Source organism: Microvirga sp. 17 mud 1-3, from assembly GCF_003151255.1.
Lineage (GTDB): Bacteria > Pseudomonadota > Alphaproteobacteria > Rhizobiales > Beijerinckiaceae > Microvirga.
This window is the reverse complement of record NZ_CP029481.1, coordinates 1,627,856-1,640,948: the sequence shown is the minus strand read 5'-3', so window position 1 is coordinate 1,640,948 and position 13,093 is coordinate 1,627,856. Positions and strand designations below refer to the sequence as shown.

The 13,093-nt window shown below is 64.7% G+C and carries 15 protein-coding genes; 6 read left to right on the top strand and 9 right to left on the bottom strand.

The annotated features are described in order from the left end of the window. Nucleotides 1-18: 18 nt before the first annotated feature. Nucleotides 19-504, top strand: coding sequence for a hypothetical protein (locus C4E04_RS07690; RefSeq protein ID WP_109596403.1), 486 nt, complete (start codon nt 19-21; stop codon nt 502-504). A gap of 17 nt (nt 505-521) precedes the next feature. Here the strand turns inward: C4E04_RS07690 and C4E04_RS07685 are convergent, their stop codons facing one another. The 3 genes from C4E04_RS07685 to C4E04_RS07675 all read right to left on the bottom strand — a co-directional run bounded on the left by C4E04_RS07685 (nt 522) and on the right by C4E04_RS07675 (nt 2,964). After that, nucleotides 522-1,031 carry a DUF305 domain-containing protein gene (locus C4E04_RS07685; RefSeq protein WP_109596401.1) on the bottom strand — a complete coding sequence of 170 codons (510 nt, stop codon included), beginning with the start codon at nt 1,029-1,031 and terminating at the stop codon, nt 522-524. 107 nt (nt 1,032-1,138) lie between these two features. Beyond that, nucleotides 1,139-2,155 (bottom strand): glycosyltransferase family 1 protein, encoded by a 1,017-nt coding sequence (locus C4E04_RS07680; RefSeq protein WP_109596399.1) that lies wholly within the window; start codon nt 2,153-2,155, stop codon nt 1,139-1,141. Beyond that, nucleotides 2,155-2,964, bottom strand: a complete 810-nt coding sequence (locus tag C4E04_RS07675; protein WP_109596397.1) for a UDP-2,3-diacylglucosamine diphosphatase — start codon at nt 2,962-2,964, stop codon at nt 2,155-2,157. The genes C4E04_RS07680 and C4E04_RS07675 overlap by 1 nt, the downstream gene beginning before the upstream one ends. A 211-nt stretch (nt 2,965-3,175) precedes the next feature. On the opposite strand from C4E04_RS07675, the gene C4E04_RS07670 reads away from it, so the two are divergent. Then, the gene (locus C4E04_RS07670) at nt 3,176-4,105 is read left to right on the top strand and encodes a DMT family transporter (RefSeq protein WP_174219262.1); all 930 of its coding nucleotides are present in this window, start codon (nt 3,176-3,178) and stop codon (nt 4,103-4,105) included. A 127-nt stretch (nt 4,106-4,232) separates the two neighbouring features. Beyond that, entirely contained in the window at nt 4,233-4,850 is a 618-nt protein-coding gene (locus C4E04_RS07665) for a helix-turn-helix domain-containing protein (RefSeq protein ID WP_109596395.1), read from the top strand. 45 nt (nt 4,851-4,895) lie between these two features. Here C4E04_RS07665 and C4E04_RS07660 read toward each other — a convergent pair whose 3' ends face one another. The 6 genes from C4E04_RS07660 to uraH form a co-directional block, all read right to left on the bottom strand. Beyond that, the gene (locus C4E04_RS07660) at nt 4,896-5,843 is read right to left on the bottom strand and encodes a cytochrome c (protein WP_109596394.1); all 948 of its coding nucleotides are present in this window, start codon (nt 5,841-5,843) and stop codon (nt 4,896-4,898) included. A 187-nt stretch (nt 5,844-6,030) separates the two neighbouring features. Next, nucleotides 6,031-6,468 carry a cytochrome c gene (locus tag C4E04_RS07655; RefSeq protein WP_109596392.1) on the bottom strand — a complete coding sequence of 146 codons (438 nt, stop codon included), beginning with the start codon at nt 6,466-6,468 and terminating at the stop codon, nt 6,031-6,033. A gap of 137 nt (nt 6,469-6,605) precedes the next feature. After that, complete coding sequence (locus tag C4E04_RS07650) at nt 6,606-6,923, bottom strand: rhodanese-like domain-containing protein (protein ID WP_371682040.1); 318 nt, start codon at nt 6,921-6,923, stop codon at nt 6,606-6,608. A 63-nt stretch (nt 6,924-6,986) separates the two neighbouring features. Then, on the bottom strand, nt 6,987-7,433 hold the full coding sequence (gene lysM / locus C4E04_RS07645; protein ID WP_109596390.1) for a peptidoglycan-binding protein LysM: 447 nt from the start codon (nt 7,431-7,433) through the stop codon (nt 6,987-6,989). A 79-nt stretch (nt 7,434-7,512) separates the two neighbouring features. Continuing rightward, on the bottom strand, nt 7,513-8,955 hold the full coding sequence (gene puuE, locus C4E04_RS07640) for an allantoinase PuuE (protein WP_109596388.1): 1,443 nt from the start codon (nt 8,953-8,955) through the stop codon (nt 7,513-7,515). 2 nt (nt 8,956-8,957) lie between these two features. Continuing rightward, nucleotides 8,958-9,311, bottom strand: coding sequence for a hydroxyisourate hydrolase (uraH, locus tag C4E04_RS07635; RefSeq protein ID WP_109600913.1), 354 nt, complete (start codon nt 9,309-9,311; stop codon nt 8,958-8,960). A 230-nt stretch (nt 9,312-9,541) separates the two neighbouring features. Here uraH and C4E04_RS07630 point away from each other — a divergent pair, with 230 nt between their 5' ends. The 3 genes from C4E04_RS07630 (at nt 9,542) to C4E04_RS07620 (ending at nt 13,031) form a co-directional block, all read left to right on the top strand. Then, nucleotides 9,542-10,768, top strand: coding sequence for a urate hydroxylase PuuD (locus tag C4E04_RS07630; protein WP_109596386.1), 1,227 nt, complete (start codon nt 9,542-9,544; stop codon nt 10,766-10,768). An 84-nt stretch (nt 10,769-10,852) separates the two neighbouring features. Continuing rightward, nucleotides 10,853-11,287 (top strand): heme-binding protein, encoded by a 435-nt coding sequence (locus tag C4E04_RS07625; RefSeq protein WP_109596384.1) that lies wholly within the window; start codon nt 10,853-10,855, stop codon nt 11,285-11,287. A 160-nt stretch (nt 11,288-11,447) separates the two neighbouring features. Beyond that, nucleotides 11,448-13,031: a peptide ABC transporter substrate-binding protein gene (locus C4E04_RS07620; protein WP_109596382.1), complete on the top strand. Its 1,584-nt coding sequence runs from the start codon at nt 11,448-11,450 to the stop codon at nt 13,029-13,031. The last annotated feature ends 62 nt before the right edge of the window (nt 13,032-13,093 follow it).

The window sequence follows — 13,093 nt, the reverse complement described above, 5'->3', positions numbered from 1 at the left end:
GACCGAGTGGAGTCCACCATGCCGGATGAAGAGACGCACGTCACGCTCAGTCCTGGGGACTACGAGGCCATCGAGGCCGCCGTCATGGAGACGTCCCGCGGGCGCTGGTTCCTGCGCGAATATGCCCGCCGCAACCGCAATGCCGATACGAAGGCGGTCCTGTCCGCCATCGCCGGGCTCGAACGGAAGCTAACGAACGACGAGACTGCCCGGACCATGGAGCAGATCCGGTCGAGCCTCCTCGACATGGAAGGCGCCATTGCGCAGACCCGACGGGAAACGGAATACGCTGCGCTCGCCGACGACAGTTCTGGTGAGGACGGCCCGTTGCAGGACGAAACGGAGCGCCGCATCGCCCGGATCCTCGAAACGCTTCGCTATCTCGAGGGGCGGATACAGGCGATGATGTCCCTCTGCGATGGAGACCTCGCCCCCACGCCCCTTCCGGCCGGCTCCGTGCAACGGTTTCGCCAGACCGATCTCGTTCGCCAGACCCTAAACTAGCTCGCATGGCCCGCCTTTCAGCGGGCCGACGTCTTCGTCTCGCCGCCGCCGGGGGCCAGATCCGGCGCTCCCGAGGGGGCGGGGTTGCGTTCCAGTTCGCCGATCAGCTGCTTCATCTCGCCGATCTCCCTGACCTGAGCCTCGATGATTCCATCGGCGAGCTTCCGGACGCGTGGGTCACGGATATGAGCACGCTCGCTGGTCATGATGGCGATCGAGTGATGCGGGATCATGGCCTTCATGTAGGCGGTGTCGTAAACGGTCTCCTGGCTGCGGACGAGCCACAGGGCCACCGCGAAGACCGCCACGCTTCCCAACGCAATGGCGATATTGGCCCGAGCATTCCGGTACATGCCCAGCATGAAGCCCAGCATGATCAACGCCATGCTCGCCCCCATGATGAGAGCCATCCAGAGTCTGGTCTGGCTGAACCAGACATGGTCGAGGGCATAGGTATTGAGATACATGAGGCCGTACATCACGACCGTGGACGTGACGATCATGGCGCCGAAGCGGGCATAGGACATGGATACACCCTCCTGTTCCGATCCCGCGCTGCGGCGGATACAGGAGCAGAACCGGCTCCCGGCGCGACGGTTCCTCGCCGTTGTCCCCCGGTCGACGAGACTGACTGTCAGAGCGGCCCGGTGCCCTCGCAGGCCATCTCGATATTGGAGAAGAACTGACGGGCGCTTTCCCGCCAGGTGAAGGTTTCGCCATAGGCCCGGCAGCGACCACGGGGAATGTCGAGGGCCGCGAGGGCTGCCCGGCGCAGATCCGTATCGAGGACCCCGCAGCCCGAAACTCCCACCACGTCGCGCGGCCCCGTCACCGGATAGGCCGCGATGGGCAGTCCCGAGGCCAGGGCCTCCAGCAGCACGATCCCGAAGGTATCCGTAAGGCTCGGGAACACGAACACGTCCGCCGAGGCATAGACCCGCGCCAGCGCTTCCCCGGAGAGGGAGCCGAGGAAGCGCACGTCCGAATGGACGCGTTCCAGCATCGGGCGGGACGGCCCGTCGCCGACCACCACCTTGGTGCCCGGCAGGTCGAGGGACAGGAAAGCCCCGAGATTCTTCTCGATGGCCACCCGACCGACATAGAGGAAGACCGGCCGCTTCAGGTCGAAAGCACGCTCCGAGCGGGGCCGGAAGAGCGCGGTGTCCACGCCCCTAGTCCAGCGCAGGATGTTGCGGAACCCATGGCCTCGCAGCTCCTCCGCGAGGGAGCGGGTGCTCACCATCACGGCCCGTCCGCTGTTGTGGAAGCGGCGCAGGGCGCCATAGGTCCAGGCCTTCGGGACCGGGAGGCGGGCCGAGACGTATTCCGGGAAGCGGGTATGATAACTCGTGGTGAAGGCCCTTCCCTCCCGGGCACAGAGGCGCCGGACCGCGAGGCCGATGGGGCCCTCGGTGGCAATATGGATATGGGTCGGCCGCGCCTCCTCGATGAAGGCCGCGATCCTTCCCGGTCGGGCGACCGAGAGGCGGATCTCCGGATAGGTCGGCATGGGAAAGGAGCGGAAGCGCTCAGGGGTGAGGAACGTCACCTCGGCCCCGAGGGCCGGCCCCTCCACGGCCATGTACTCGAGGGAGCGCACCACGCCGTTCACCTGGGGCCGCCAAGCATCTGTCGCGACGAGCAGGCGCATCAGGCCGCCTCAACGCCGAGGGATCCGGCCCCGGCCGGCAGCGGCTTCTGCCGCTGGGTTGCCTCGGCCCAGCGGATCATTTCCAGCCTTCCGTCGTAATGCTCGACGATGGCCGTACAGGATTCCACCCAATCGCCGGTATTGACGTAGCGCACACCGCCAAGGTCGTGCATGGCGGCATGGTGGATGTGCCCGCAGATGATGCCATCCGCCTCGTGCCGCCGGGCCTCCGCCGCGAGGAGCTCCTCGAACCGGCCGATATAGTTCACGGCGTTCTTCACCTTCAGCTTCGCCCAGGAGGACAGGGACCAGTAGGTGAGCCCGAGCCTCCGGCGCGCGACGTTGAGATAGGTATTTACGGCCAGCGCGACCGTGTAGGCCCCGTCCCCCAGAAGCGCGAGCCAGCGGGCATGGCGAACCACCATGTCGAACTGGTCCCCATGGATCACCAGGTAGCGTCGGCCGTCGGCGGCCTCGTGCAGGGCCGAGTCGGCGAGTTCGATCCCGCCGAGATGAACGCCGAGATAGTCGCGCAGGAATTCGTCATGGTTTCCGGGGATGTAGACGAGGCGGGTCCCCTTGCGGACCTTGCGCAGGAGCTTCTGGATCACGTCGTTATGCGCCTGCGGCCAATACCAGCCGGACCGGAGCCGCCAGCCGTCGACGATGTCGCCGACCAGATAAATTGTATCGGCATCATAGGCCTTCAGGAAGCCGAGCAGCTGGTCCGCCTGGCAGCCTTTGGTGCCGAGATGGAGGTCGGACAGGAAGAGCGTCCGCACGCGGATGAGACCGAAATCCTGGGCCATTGCGCACCCTTTCCAGGAGAACGGCAAGAGCTGAGCGGATTCGCGTCTCACCCCCGTGACGCCTTGCCTGCAAAATTGTGACAACAGCGCGCGCAACCATGCGCAGGGCGCAGGGAAATTCGGCATGCAAGGGGTTCACGCAGCGGACGGACCGTGATTGGCTACCCTTTGCCGCAACGACTCACATTGAACCCATGAAGACCCCCGTGCCGTGAAACCTCTTCTGGGGATTTCCCTCAAAGTCCTCTCCGCCCTCGTCTTCACGTTCATGTCCGCCGGACTGAAGGCCCTTGCGGCCGATTATCCTGTCGGCGAACTCGTCTTCTTCCGCTGCTTCCTCGCGCTGATCCCCCTGTTGGCGTGGCTCGCCTGGCAGGGCGACCTCATCAACGCCATCAGGACCGACCATGTCCCGGGGCATTTTCTGCGCGGACTGATCGGCACGTCGAGCATGTATCTCGGCTTTGCGGCCCTTGCGTACCTGCCCCTGCACGACGCGATTGCGATCGGCTACGCCTCGCCCCTCATCGTGGTGATCCTTGCCGCCCTGATCCTCAAGGAGAAGGTCCGCTCCTATCGCTGGACCGCCGTCGGGATCGGCTTCGTCGGCGTCCTCATCATGCTCTCTCCCTTTCTCAAGCTCAGCACCCTGTCCGGCGGCGTGGGCACGGGGGCGAGCATCGGGGCCATCTTCGCATTCGTGGGCGCCTTCTGCTCCGCCGGGGCGACGATCCAGGTCCGCCGCCTGACCCAGACCGAGCGGACCGGCGCCATCGTGTTCTATTTCTTCATCCTGGCCTCCGGGCTGTCACTCCTGACCCTTCCGCTCGGCTGGGCCGTGCCCACCTTGAAGGACCTCATGCTTTTCGTCGTTGTGGGAATTCTCGGCGGCATCGGGCAGATCCTGCTCACCCAGAGCTACCGCTATGCGGACACCTCGATCCTGGCGCCGTTCGAATACACCACCATGATCTGGGCGCTCCTGCTCGGCTGGTTCGTCTTCGGAGACCTTCCCACCGTCACGGTGATGACGGGCGCCGCCATCGTGGCCGGGACGGGCCTCTTCATCGTCTGGCGGGAGCATCAGCTCGGCCTGGAGCGCACCAAGGCGCTGGAAACCGCCGCCCAGAGGCATGGCTAGGGCAAAATCGGCCCGATCCCGCCGAAAAATGGCGTTCGGGACGAGGTCCGCTTGACCAGCCTCTGCGGTTACCCCACAACCGTTTTGCGGAACGATTGTTCTGTCATTCAGAACAGAGGCGAGTGAGATGGGCGTCGAAGGCAAGGAGAGGCACCGGGAACTGGAGACCGGCGCACAGGTCATTTCCGGCCATTTGGGCAAGACCATTCAGCGGCTGCGCAAGGCCTACAACCTCTCCCTGTCAGAGCTTGCCGAGCAGTCCGGCGTGGCGAAATCGATCATCAGCCAGATCGAGAGGAACGAGACCAACCCTACTCTCGCGACCATCTGGCGCCTGAGCCAAGCCCTCGACGTGTCCATCGAGCGCGTCCTCGCCTCCAGCGACGAGGAACCTTTCATCGAGAAATCGACCCGGGCCGATACGCCTATCCTGGTCTCCGAGGACGGCAAGGTCCGCTTGGCTATCATCGGCTGGCTGAAGACCATCGAGTGGCTGCAATGGTACGACGTGCAGGCGGAGCCGGGCGGTGTGCTCGATTCCGACGGCCACCAGCGCGGCTCCATCGAGTGCCTGTCCGTCCTCGACGGGGAGTTCGAGGTGGAGGTCGGCGACATCGTCCAGCGGGCCAAGGCCGGCGAGACCCTCCGCTATCGCTGCGACCGCCGCCATACGGTGCGCGCCGTCGGCACCAAGCCGGGCCATGCCACCATGGTGTGCATTCTCAAGGCCGCCGTGATGGATTGAGGCCGCGGCCTACGCGACCTGTCATCACCCTTCCGGCCCTCTCTTCTATTGCGGCTTCTTGTAGCCCACCCGGGGCGGCAGGGAGAGGATGTACTCCGCCATCGCCCGGCGGTCCGCCTCCGGCAATTGGGCCGTATTGTGGACCACGGAGCCCATCGGCCCGCTCACCGTGTCGAATGTCGGCGTCTCACCGGTCGTGAGCAGCGTGACCAACTCCTCGGGCGTCCAGCCGCCGATACCGGTCGGGCTCGGGGTGATGTTGGGGGCGATGCCGCGGCCCTCGGGATTGGGCCCGCCTGCGAAGCGCCGCTCGGGGATGATGGCGCCCAGTGCGTTGCGCTCGCTATGGCACTCGGCGCAATGCCCCGGCCCCTCCACCAGATAGGCGCCGCGATTCCATTCGGCCGACCGGTCCGGATCCGGCATGAAGACATGACCGTCCAGGAAGGCGAGTTTCCAGAGCCCGATCCCGCGACGGATGTTGAACGGGAACGGCAGGTCGTGGGGCGGCGCCTTGCCGTCTACGGGCGGCAGGGTCATCAGGAAAGCGAACAGGTCTCCGAGATCGGCGGTGTTCATGTGCTGGTAGGACGTATACGGGAAGGACGGGTAGAGATGCTCCCCGTCGGGCGAGACGCCCTCGCGCATGGCGCGTACGAAATCGGCCTGAGTCCAGGCGCCTATTCCGTCTTCCTTGTGGGGCGAGATGTTGGGAACGTGGAAGGTGCCGAATGGCGACTTGAGCGCATAACCGCCGCCGAGACGCATCTTGTCGTCCTGCCCCGGAACCGCATGGCACGAGGAGCAGCCGCCGGCGAAGAACAGAAGACGGCCCTTTTCGGGATCGGGACGGTGCCCCGCATCCGCCAGAACCCCCTGCCCCATGCCGGGCTCCCCGTGCAGCACCTGCCAGGCAGTCGGAGACGTGAGCGCCATGAAGGCGACGGCTCCGAGCACGACGAGCCCAAGGAGCACGGCAACGGCTTTTCGCATTCGACCCTACACTCCGAAAGAACGGGGCCCGCATCACGTGGACTCCGCAACTGTGCGGGACGGCGGACCGGACAGCCCGCCCGTCGTCCCGCTGGACCGGGGCCGCTCCGCCTTCTGGAGCCTCGGCACCCGTCAATGTTATGCCGCACCCTTGGCTGCGAAGCGAAGGATCTCGCGGCAGGCGCCCCTAGCCGACCGGCTGGCGGAAGGTCTTGTGGCAGGTGCCGCAGTTCTGGAGCACCTTCGGCATCTCGGCCTTGAAGCTGGCCTCGTCCTTCACGGCAACGAGCGCTTCCTGTGAATCCTTCTCGAACTTGCTGAGGAGGGCCTCGAACTCCCCCTTCTTCTCCCAGACCGTCGGCATCGCCTTGGACTTGCCGTCCTTGGAATTGTCCGGGAAGAGGACATGCGCCTCCTTGCCCGTATGGGCAAAGGTCTTGAGCGCCGACTGCACCTTGGAAAGGTCGAACGGAGCCTGATCCTTGAGCATGGCGCCGATGGTGCGGGAATGATCGGCATTTTCCTTCATCAGCTTCTGCCGCTCGGCGATCACGTCGGCCTGCTGCGCGAACGCCGCCGTCACCCCGATTGCCAGGATGCCGGCAACAACAACACTACGCTTCATGAAATTCTTCCCTGTTGAACCCGATGGCCGGTTCTTCTGAATCAAGCGGCCTGCGGCATTAGCGCATGGTTTCCGCCGCCCGGGCAATCGGGCGCCTCAACACAACTCTGTGAGGGGGCGGCCGGGCTGAGACCGGCCTATTCGATGGGCTCGCCCGCGTTGATCCAGTCCTTGAACCCGCCCTTGTAATGCTCGCGGAGGTCGCGCCCCGCGGCCTGGGCGAACTCGATGGCCCGCAGCGAGCGGACACCGGCCGCACAGGAGAACACGATGCGCCGGTCCGCCGGCAGTGCGTCGGGATCGAAGGTCGACAGGGGATGGGATACCGCGCCCGGGATGTGACCTGCGGTAAATTCCTGCGGCTCCCGCACATCCACGAGCAGGATGGATCCGTCGCTCAGTCCCTTCTTGATATCGTCCCGGTTGAGATCGACGACGGGAATCGGGCCGTTCATGGAATGCCTCCGTGCTTCGCGCGGGATCATACCGGCTTAGCACGGAGGCAGGCAATCCGGCCCTCAGGCGAGATCTGGAATCCGCAGGACCCAGCCGGGTTGGATCATGTCCGGGTTCTTCACCGGCGGCGAATTGGCCTTCACGATCTCGGTGTACTTGGCGCCCTGGCCCTTGCCGTAATGCTTCTCGGCGATGGCCCAGAGGGTGTCGCCCTTCTGGACGGTATACATGGTCGATTGTTTTGCGGGCTGCTGCACCTGAAGGTCGGAGGTATCGACCTCGGCCACTCCGTAGGTATTGCCGAGGGACAGGATGATCTTTTCCGCCTCCTCCTGGCTGACCGCCTGGCCGGAGAGCTTCACCTTGTCGCCCTGGACGTCGATGCCGAGCTTGTTCGCATCGAAACCGTGGCCCTGCACTTCCTTCTTCAGGCTGTCCGGGGTCGCCGCATGGGCGTCCCCGCCGAACAGCTTCGCTCCCGCCTCCTTGATGAACTTGAACAGACCCATGGCTCCCTCTCCTCTCGCGTTCCGGCCGCGACCCGGCCAAGCTGAGACAAAGACGCCGAGCGGGCCCGAACGGTTCCGCTTAGGCCAGGGACGAGAACACGTCGGCGAGCGACGGAAGGCGGTCCTTCAGGCGCAGGAGGGCGATGAGCTCGATCTGCACGATGGCGGTGTCGAACTCGCGCTCCGCATCGTGCTGGAGGCGCTCCTCGAAGGCCGCCAGGATCTCCTCCTTCGACCGTCCCTTCACGGCCATGATGAACGGGAAGCCGAATTTCTGGCGGTAGGAATCGTTGAGGGCCAGGAACCGGTCGCGCTCCTCTTCCGTGAGGCTGTCGAGGCCCGCGGAGGATTGCTCGCCGCGGGAATCGTCCGTGAGGTCCGCGAGCTTGAGCCGCCCGGCAAGGTCCGGATGCGCACGGATGAGTGCGAGCTTCTGCTCCCGGGTCGCCTGCGAGAGCACGTGCACCATGGCAGCATGCAGGCCCTCGGCCGTATCCTGGGCCGAGGTGAACCCGTCGTCATAGGCGCGCTCGGCGATCCAGGGTGAATGTTCGAACACGTCGCCATAAAGCTCCACGAAGACCGCCTTGGTCATGGTGCTGGGCTTGAGACCCGCCGGACGATGATGCCGGATCCAGTGGCGTGCGATGTCGATGCGCCGGGTCACCCAGACGCCCTCGTGGGACATGACGTAGTCGAGAAAGCGTGCAAGCGCCGCCGCCCGACCGGGCCTTCCGGCGAGCCGGCAATGCAGGCCCACCGACATCATCTTGGGCGCGTTCTCGCCCTCTTCATAAAGCGTGTCGAACGTATCCTTCAGATAGGCGAAGAACTGGTCGCCCGAATTGAAGCCCTGCGGCGTCGCGAAGCGCATATCGTTGGCGTCGAGCGTGTAGGGCACAATCAGGAGCGGCCCCTTCGGGCTTTCCTCCCAATAGGGCAGATCGTCCGCGTAGGAATCCGCGCTGTAGAGGAAGCCGCCCTCCTCGGCCACGAGCCGGTTGGTGTGCTCCGAGGTGCGGCCCGTATACCAGCCGAGCGGGCGGCTGCCCGTGACCTCCGTGTGAATGCGGATGGCCTCGCGCATATGCGCGCGCTCCTCGTCGGAGGAGAAATCCTTGTAGTCGATCCATTTGAGCCCGTGGCTCGCGATCTCCCACTCGGCCTCCTTCATGGCCGCGACGGCGTCCGGATTGCGCGCCAGGGCGGTGGCGACGCCGTAGACGGTGACCGGCAGGCTGCGCTCCGTGAACATGCGCCACAGACGCCAGAATCCGGCGCGGGAGCCGTATTCGTAGATCGATTCCATGCTCATGTGCCGCTGGCCCGGCCAGGGCGCGGCGCCGACGATCTCCGACAAAAAGGCCTCGGAGGCCCGGTCCCCATGGAGGATGCAGTTCTCGCCGCCCTCCTCGTAATTCACGACGAACTGGACCGCGATCCTGGCCCCATCAGGCCAATGGGGATGGGGCGGATTCCGGCCGTAGCCGACGAGGTCGCGGGGATAGGAGGTCTCGGCCATGGTCAGCTGCCTCGATAGGTGGAATAGCTCCACGGGGAGACGAGGAGCGGCACGTGGTAATGGCCGTCCGGCTCCGCAATGGAGAAGCGGATCGGCACGACGTCCAGGAAGGGCGGATCGGCCGTCGTGGTTCCGGCGGCGCGAAAGTAAGCCCCGACCTGGAAGACGAGTTCGTAGGTTCCGGTCCTGAAGTTCTCGCCCGTCAGAAGCGGCGCGTCCGTGCGCCCATCCGCATTCGTGACCGTCCGCGCCACGGACCGGCGCGCCTTGCCCTCAAGGGCGAAGAGCTCGACCGCGACGCCCCGTGCGGGGCACCCGTTGGCGGTATCCAGGACGTGGGTGGACAAGCGGCCCATGAGAACCTCTGCGAACTCTGTAAACGTGACGATCCAGAAGGCCCCGAGGGGAGCCTCCTTCGGCATCGGTCGGAAGAGCGGATTGTCAGGCACCCCGCGTGGCCGTCAAGCGCGCCCGGTGGCCACGGGCTCTGCGGCGACCGGTTCCTGTTGAAAAAGCCTCTGGACGGGCCTTTCGCAAACGAAGCCGCGGCCCTAGGGTACCGCGATCTTACATTTCAAGGGGCCGCATGTTCGACCCGCAGATCTCCGAATGGATCAGCCAGCTCCTGCGCTGGGTCCATGTCATCACGGCCATCGCCTGGATCGGCTCGTCCTTCTACTTCATCCATCTCGATCTCAGCCTGAAGAGGCGCGAGGGGCTGCCGGCAGGCGTCGGCGGCGAGGCCTGGCAGGTCCATGGCGGCGGCTTCTACAACATGCGCAAGTATCTGGTGGCGCCGCCGGAGCTGCCGAAGGAGCTGACCTGGTTCAAGTGGGAGAGCTATTCCACCTGGATCACCGGCTTCTTCCTGATCGTCTGGGTCTATTACCTGCACGCGGACCTCTACACCATCGACCCGGCCGTGCGCGCGCTTACCCCCTGGCAGGTGCCCCTGGTGGGGATCGGCGGCCTCGCCCTGAGCTGGCTCGTCTATGAGGGGCTGTGCCGCTCAGCCCTCGGGCGCAACGACGTGGCGCTGGGCTGCGTGCTCTTCGTCTACATCCTGGTCGCGGCCTATATCTTCACCCACCTGTTCAGCGGCCGTGCGGCCTTCCTGCATACGGGCGCGATGATCGCCACCTGGATGTCGGCCAGCGTCTTCATCGTCATCATCCCCAACCAGAAGAAAGTGGTGGCGGATCTCATCGCCGGCCGTACGCCCGACCCTGCCCTCGGCAAGCAGGCCAAGCAACGCTCGACCCACAACAACTATCTCACCCTGCCGGTGCTGTTCCTGATGCTGTCGAACCACTACCCGCTGGCGTGGTCGTCGAAATACGCGGTCGGGATCGTCGCGTGCATCCTGGTGGCGGGCGCCATCATACGGCACTTCTTCAACTCCCAGCATGCCGGCAAAGGCTCGCCCTGGTGGACATGGGCCGTCGCGGCCGCCGCCATCGCGCTGGCGATCTGGCTGTCGATCATCGGCAAGCCCGGCAACGAGAACCTGGCCAGCGCGCCTGCGGACGCGACGCCGGCGACCCTTGCGGCCTCCTTCGACGAGGCGGTGCTGGCGATCCAGTCGCGCTGCTCCATGTGCCACGCGGCGCAGCCGGTCTGGGACGGCATCGCCATCGCGCCGAAGGGTGTGCATCTCGACACGCCCGAGAGCATTGCCCGCCATGCGGATCTCATCCGGGTCCAGGCGGTGCTGACCCATGCGATGCCGCCGAACAACATCACCGAGATGACCCTGGACGAGCGCAAGGCCGTGGCGTCCTGGCTCGCTCAGAAGGATGCCGTCGTCCGCTGACGGGCATTGCTGGTCCCTGGCGAGACGGAAGAGGCCTCGCCGGCACGAAACACCGTTCTATAATCACTCGAAAAAGGAGGGAACGTGACCGAACTCACCCTGGAAACCGCGCAAGCCATCGTGTCGGAGGCGCTCAAGGCGGCCCGCGCGAAATCCTTCAAGCCTCTGGCCATCGTGGTGTATGATGAAAGAGGCGCGCTGAAGGCCCTGGCCTGCGAGGACGGCACGAGCCTCAAACGCGCCGAGATCGCCATGGGCAAGGCCTATGGGGCCCTGGCCATGGGGGTCGGATCCCGCGCCCTCCATAAGATGGCGACCGACCGGCCGTATTTCGTGGCCGCCGCGAGCCACGTGGTGGGCGGCCAACTCGTCCCCGTTCCGGGCGGGGTGCTGATCAAGAATGCCCAGGGCCGGATCCTGGGCGCGGTCGGAGTATCGGGAGACACCTCCGACAATGACGAAATCGCCGCCGCAGCCGGTATCGAAGCGGCGGGACTGACGTTCGACGCCGGCGCCTGAGGGAGGCAATTCTCCCTTAAGCATCTGTCCCGACAGGGTATTTTTTACCCACTGGACAGAAACCGTTGATTGAACAACAAATGAGTCAAGGTCACTGTCCTAAATGACCGTGACCGAGTCATTCCAAGAAACATTGGAACACCAGAAAGGGAACGCGTCCATGAACTGGATAAAACAAGCGGCGCTCGCTGCCGTCGCTACCGCCGCCCTCCTCGGGCCGGCATCGGCCGAGATCGTCTACAACCGCGGCAACACCGGCGAGCCGGAAACACTCGACACCCACAAGACCTCGACCGTCCAGGAAGCTCACATCCTGCGCGACATGCTCGAAGGCCTCGTGACGTACAATCCCAAGGGCGAGGCCGTTCCCGGCCAGGCCGCGAAGTGGGAGACCAGCGACGACGGCAAGACCTATCGCTTCACCCTGCGCGACGGCCTCAAGTGGTCCAACGGCGACCCGGTCACGGCGGAAGATTTCGTCTTTTCCTATCGCCGCATCATGGATCCGGCGACGGGCGCGAAATACGCGAACATCCTTTATCCGATCAAGAACGCTGAAAAGATCAACAAGGGCCAGGCGAAGCCCGAAGAGCTCGGCGTCAAGGCGATCGATCCCAAGACCGTCGAGATCACCCTCGAGGCCCCGACCCCCTATTTCATCGAGCTGCTCACCCACCAAACCAGCCTGCCCGTCCACCGTGGGTCGGTCGAGAAGTTCGGCAAGGACTTCGTGAAGCCGGGCAACATGGTGACGAACGGCGCCTACAAGCTCGCCGAGTTCGCCCCGAATTCCCACATCAAGCTCGTGAAGAACGAGAATTACTGGGACGCGAAGAACGTCAAGATCGATACGGTCAACTTCATCCCGCATCCTGACCTGGCCGCCGCCGTGCGCCGCTACGAGGCGGGCGAGCTCGACTCCATGGACGAGCTGCCGGCCGATCAGATCAAGTCGCTCAAGGAGCGCTTCAAGGATCAGGTGCGGCTTGGCCCGTATCTCGGCACCTGGTTCCTGGTGGTGAACTCCTCCAAGGCGCCGTTCAACGACGTGCGCGTGCGCCAGGCCCTGTCCATGATGGTCGACCGCGAGTTCGTGGCGGAGCAGATCTGGGGCCAGACCATGCAGCCGGGCTACTCGTTCATGCCTCCGGGCGTGGGCAATTACGGCGAGCCGGCCTACATGGACTACAAGGACATGTCGCCGATCGACCGTGAGGACAAGGCCAAGGCCCTCCTGAAGGAGGCCGGCTTCGGTCCGGGCAAGCCGCTGAAGGTCGAGATCCGCTACAACACCACCGACAACAACCGGAACACCGTGGTGGCCATCGCCGAGCAGTTCAAGCCGGCCGGCATCGAGACCTCGTTCATCAACACGGACGGCAAGACCCACTTCGCCTATCTGCGCGACGGCGGAGACTTCGACCTCGCCCGTTACGGCTGGATCGCGGACTATTCGGATCCGAATAACTTCCTGTTCCTGCTCAAGAGCGACAACAAGGGCTTCAACTACGGCAAGTACAACAATCCGGAGTTCGACAAGCTCCTCGATCAGGCCGCCACGGAGCTCGATCTGAAGAAGCGTGCGGAGATCTTCAAGAAGGCCGAGGGTATCCTCATGAAGGACATGCCCTGGATCCCGATCATGTATTACGGCAAGAGCAACCTGATCTCGCCCAAGATCCACGGGTTCGTGCAGAACACGCGCGGCGTCTATCCGTCGCGTTTCCTCTCCAAGGACCAGTAATTAAGGCGATGGGGGCGGCCGATGGGCCGCCCCTTTTTTACATTCAGGTTTCTCAGCAGGAG

Excerpts from the sequence above, each read along its gene's own strand:
- C4E04_RS07690 (WP_109596403.1), top strand. The coding sequence starts at position 19 with ATGCCGGATGAAGAGACGCACGTCACGCTCAGTCCTGGGGACTACGAG.
- C4E04_RS07685 (WP_109596401.1), bottom strand. The coding sequence starts at position 1,031 with ATGTCCTATGCCCGCTTCGGCGCCATGATCGTCACGTCCACGGTCGTG.
- C4E04_RS07680 (WP_109596399.1), bottom strand. The coding sequence starts at position 2,155 with ATGCGCCTGCTCGTCGCGACAGATGCTTGGCGGCCCCAGGTGAACGGC.
- C4E04_RS07675 (WP_109596397.1), bottom strand. The coding sequence starts at position 2,964 with ATGGCCCAGGATTTCGGTCTCATCCGCGTGCGGACGCTCTTCCTGTCC.
- C4E04_RS07665 (WP_109596395.1), top strand. The coding sequence starts at position 4,233 with ATGGGCGTCGAAGGCAAGGAGAGGCACCGGGAACTGGAGACCGGCGCA.
- C4E04_RS07660 (WP_109596394.1), bottom strand. The coding sequence starts at position 5,843 with ATGCGAAAAGCCGTTGCCGTGCTCCTTGGGCTCGTCGTGCTCGGAGCC.
- C4E04_RS07655 (WP_109596392.1), bottom strand. The coding sequence starts at position 6,468 with ATGAAGCGTAGTGTTGTTGTTGCCGGCATCCTGGCAATCGGGGTGACG.
- C4E04_RS07650 (WP_371682040.1), bottom strand. The coding sequence starts at position 6,923 with ATGAACGGCCCGATTCCCGTCGTCGATCTCAACCGGGACGATATCAAG.
- lysM (WP_109596390.1), bottom strand. The coding sequence starts at position 7,433 with ATGGGTCTGTTCAAGTTCATCAAGGAGGCGGGAGCGAAGCTGTTCGGC.
- puuE (WP_109596388.1), bottom strand. The coding sequence starts at position 8,955 with ATGGCCGAGACCTCCTATCCCCGCGACCTCGTCGGCTACGGCCGGAAT.
- uraH (WP_109600913.1), bottom strand. The coding sequence starts at position 9,311 with ATGGGCCGCTTGTCCACCCACGTCCTGGATACCGCCAACGGGTGCCCC.
- C4E04_RS07630 (WP_109596386.1), top strand. The coding sequence starts at position 9,542 with ATGTTCGACCCGCAGATCTCCGAATGGATCAGCCAGCTCCTGCGCTGG.
- C4E04_RS07620 (WP_109596382.1), top strand. The coding sequence starts at position 11,448 with ATGAACTGGATAAAACAAGCGGCGCTCGCTGCCGTCGCTACCGCCGCC.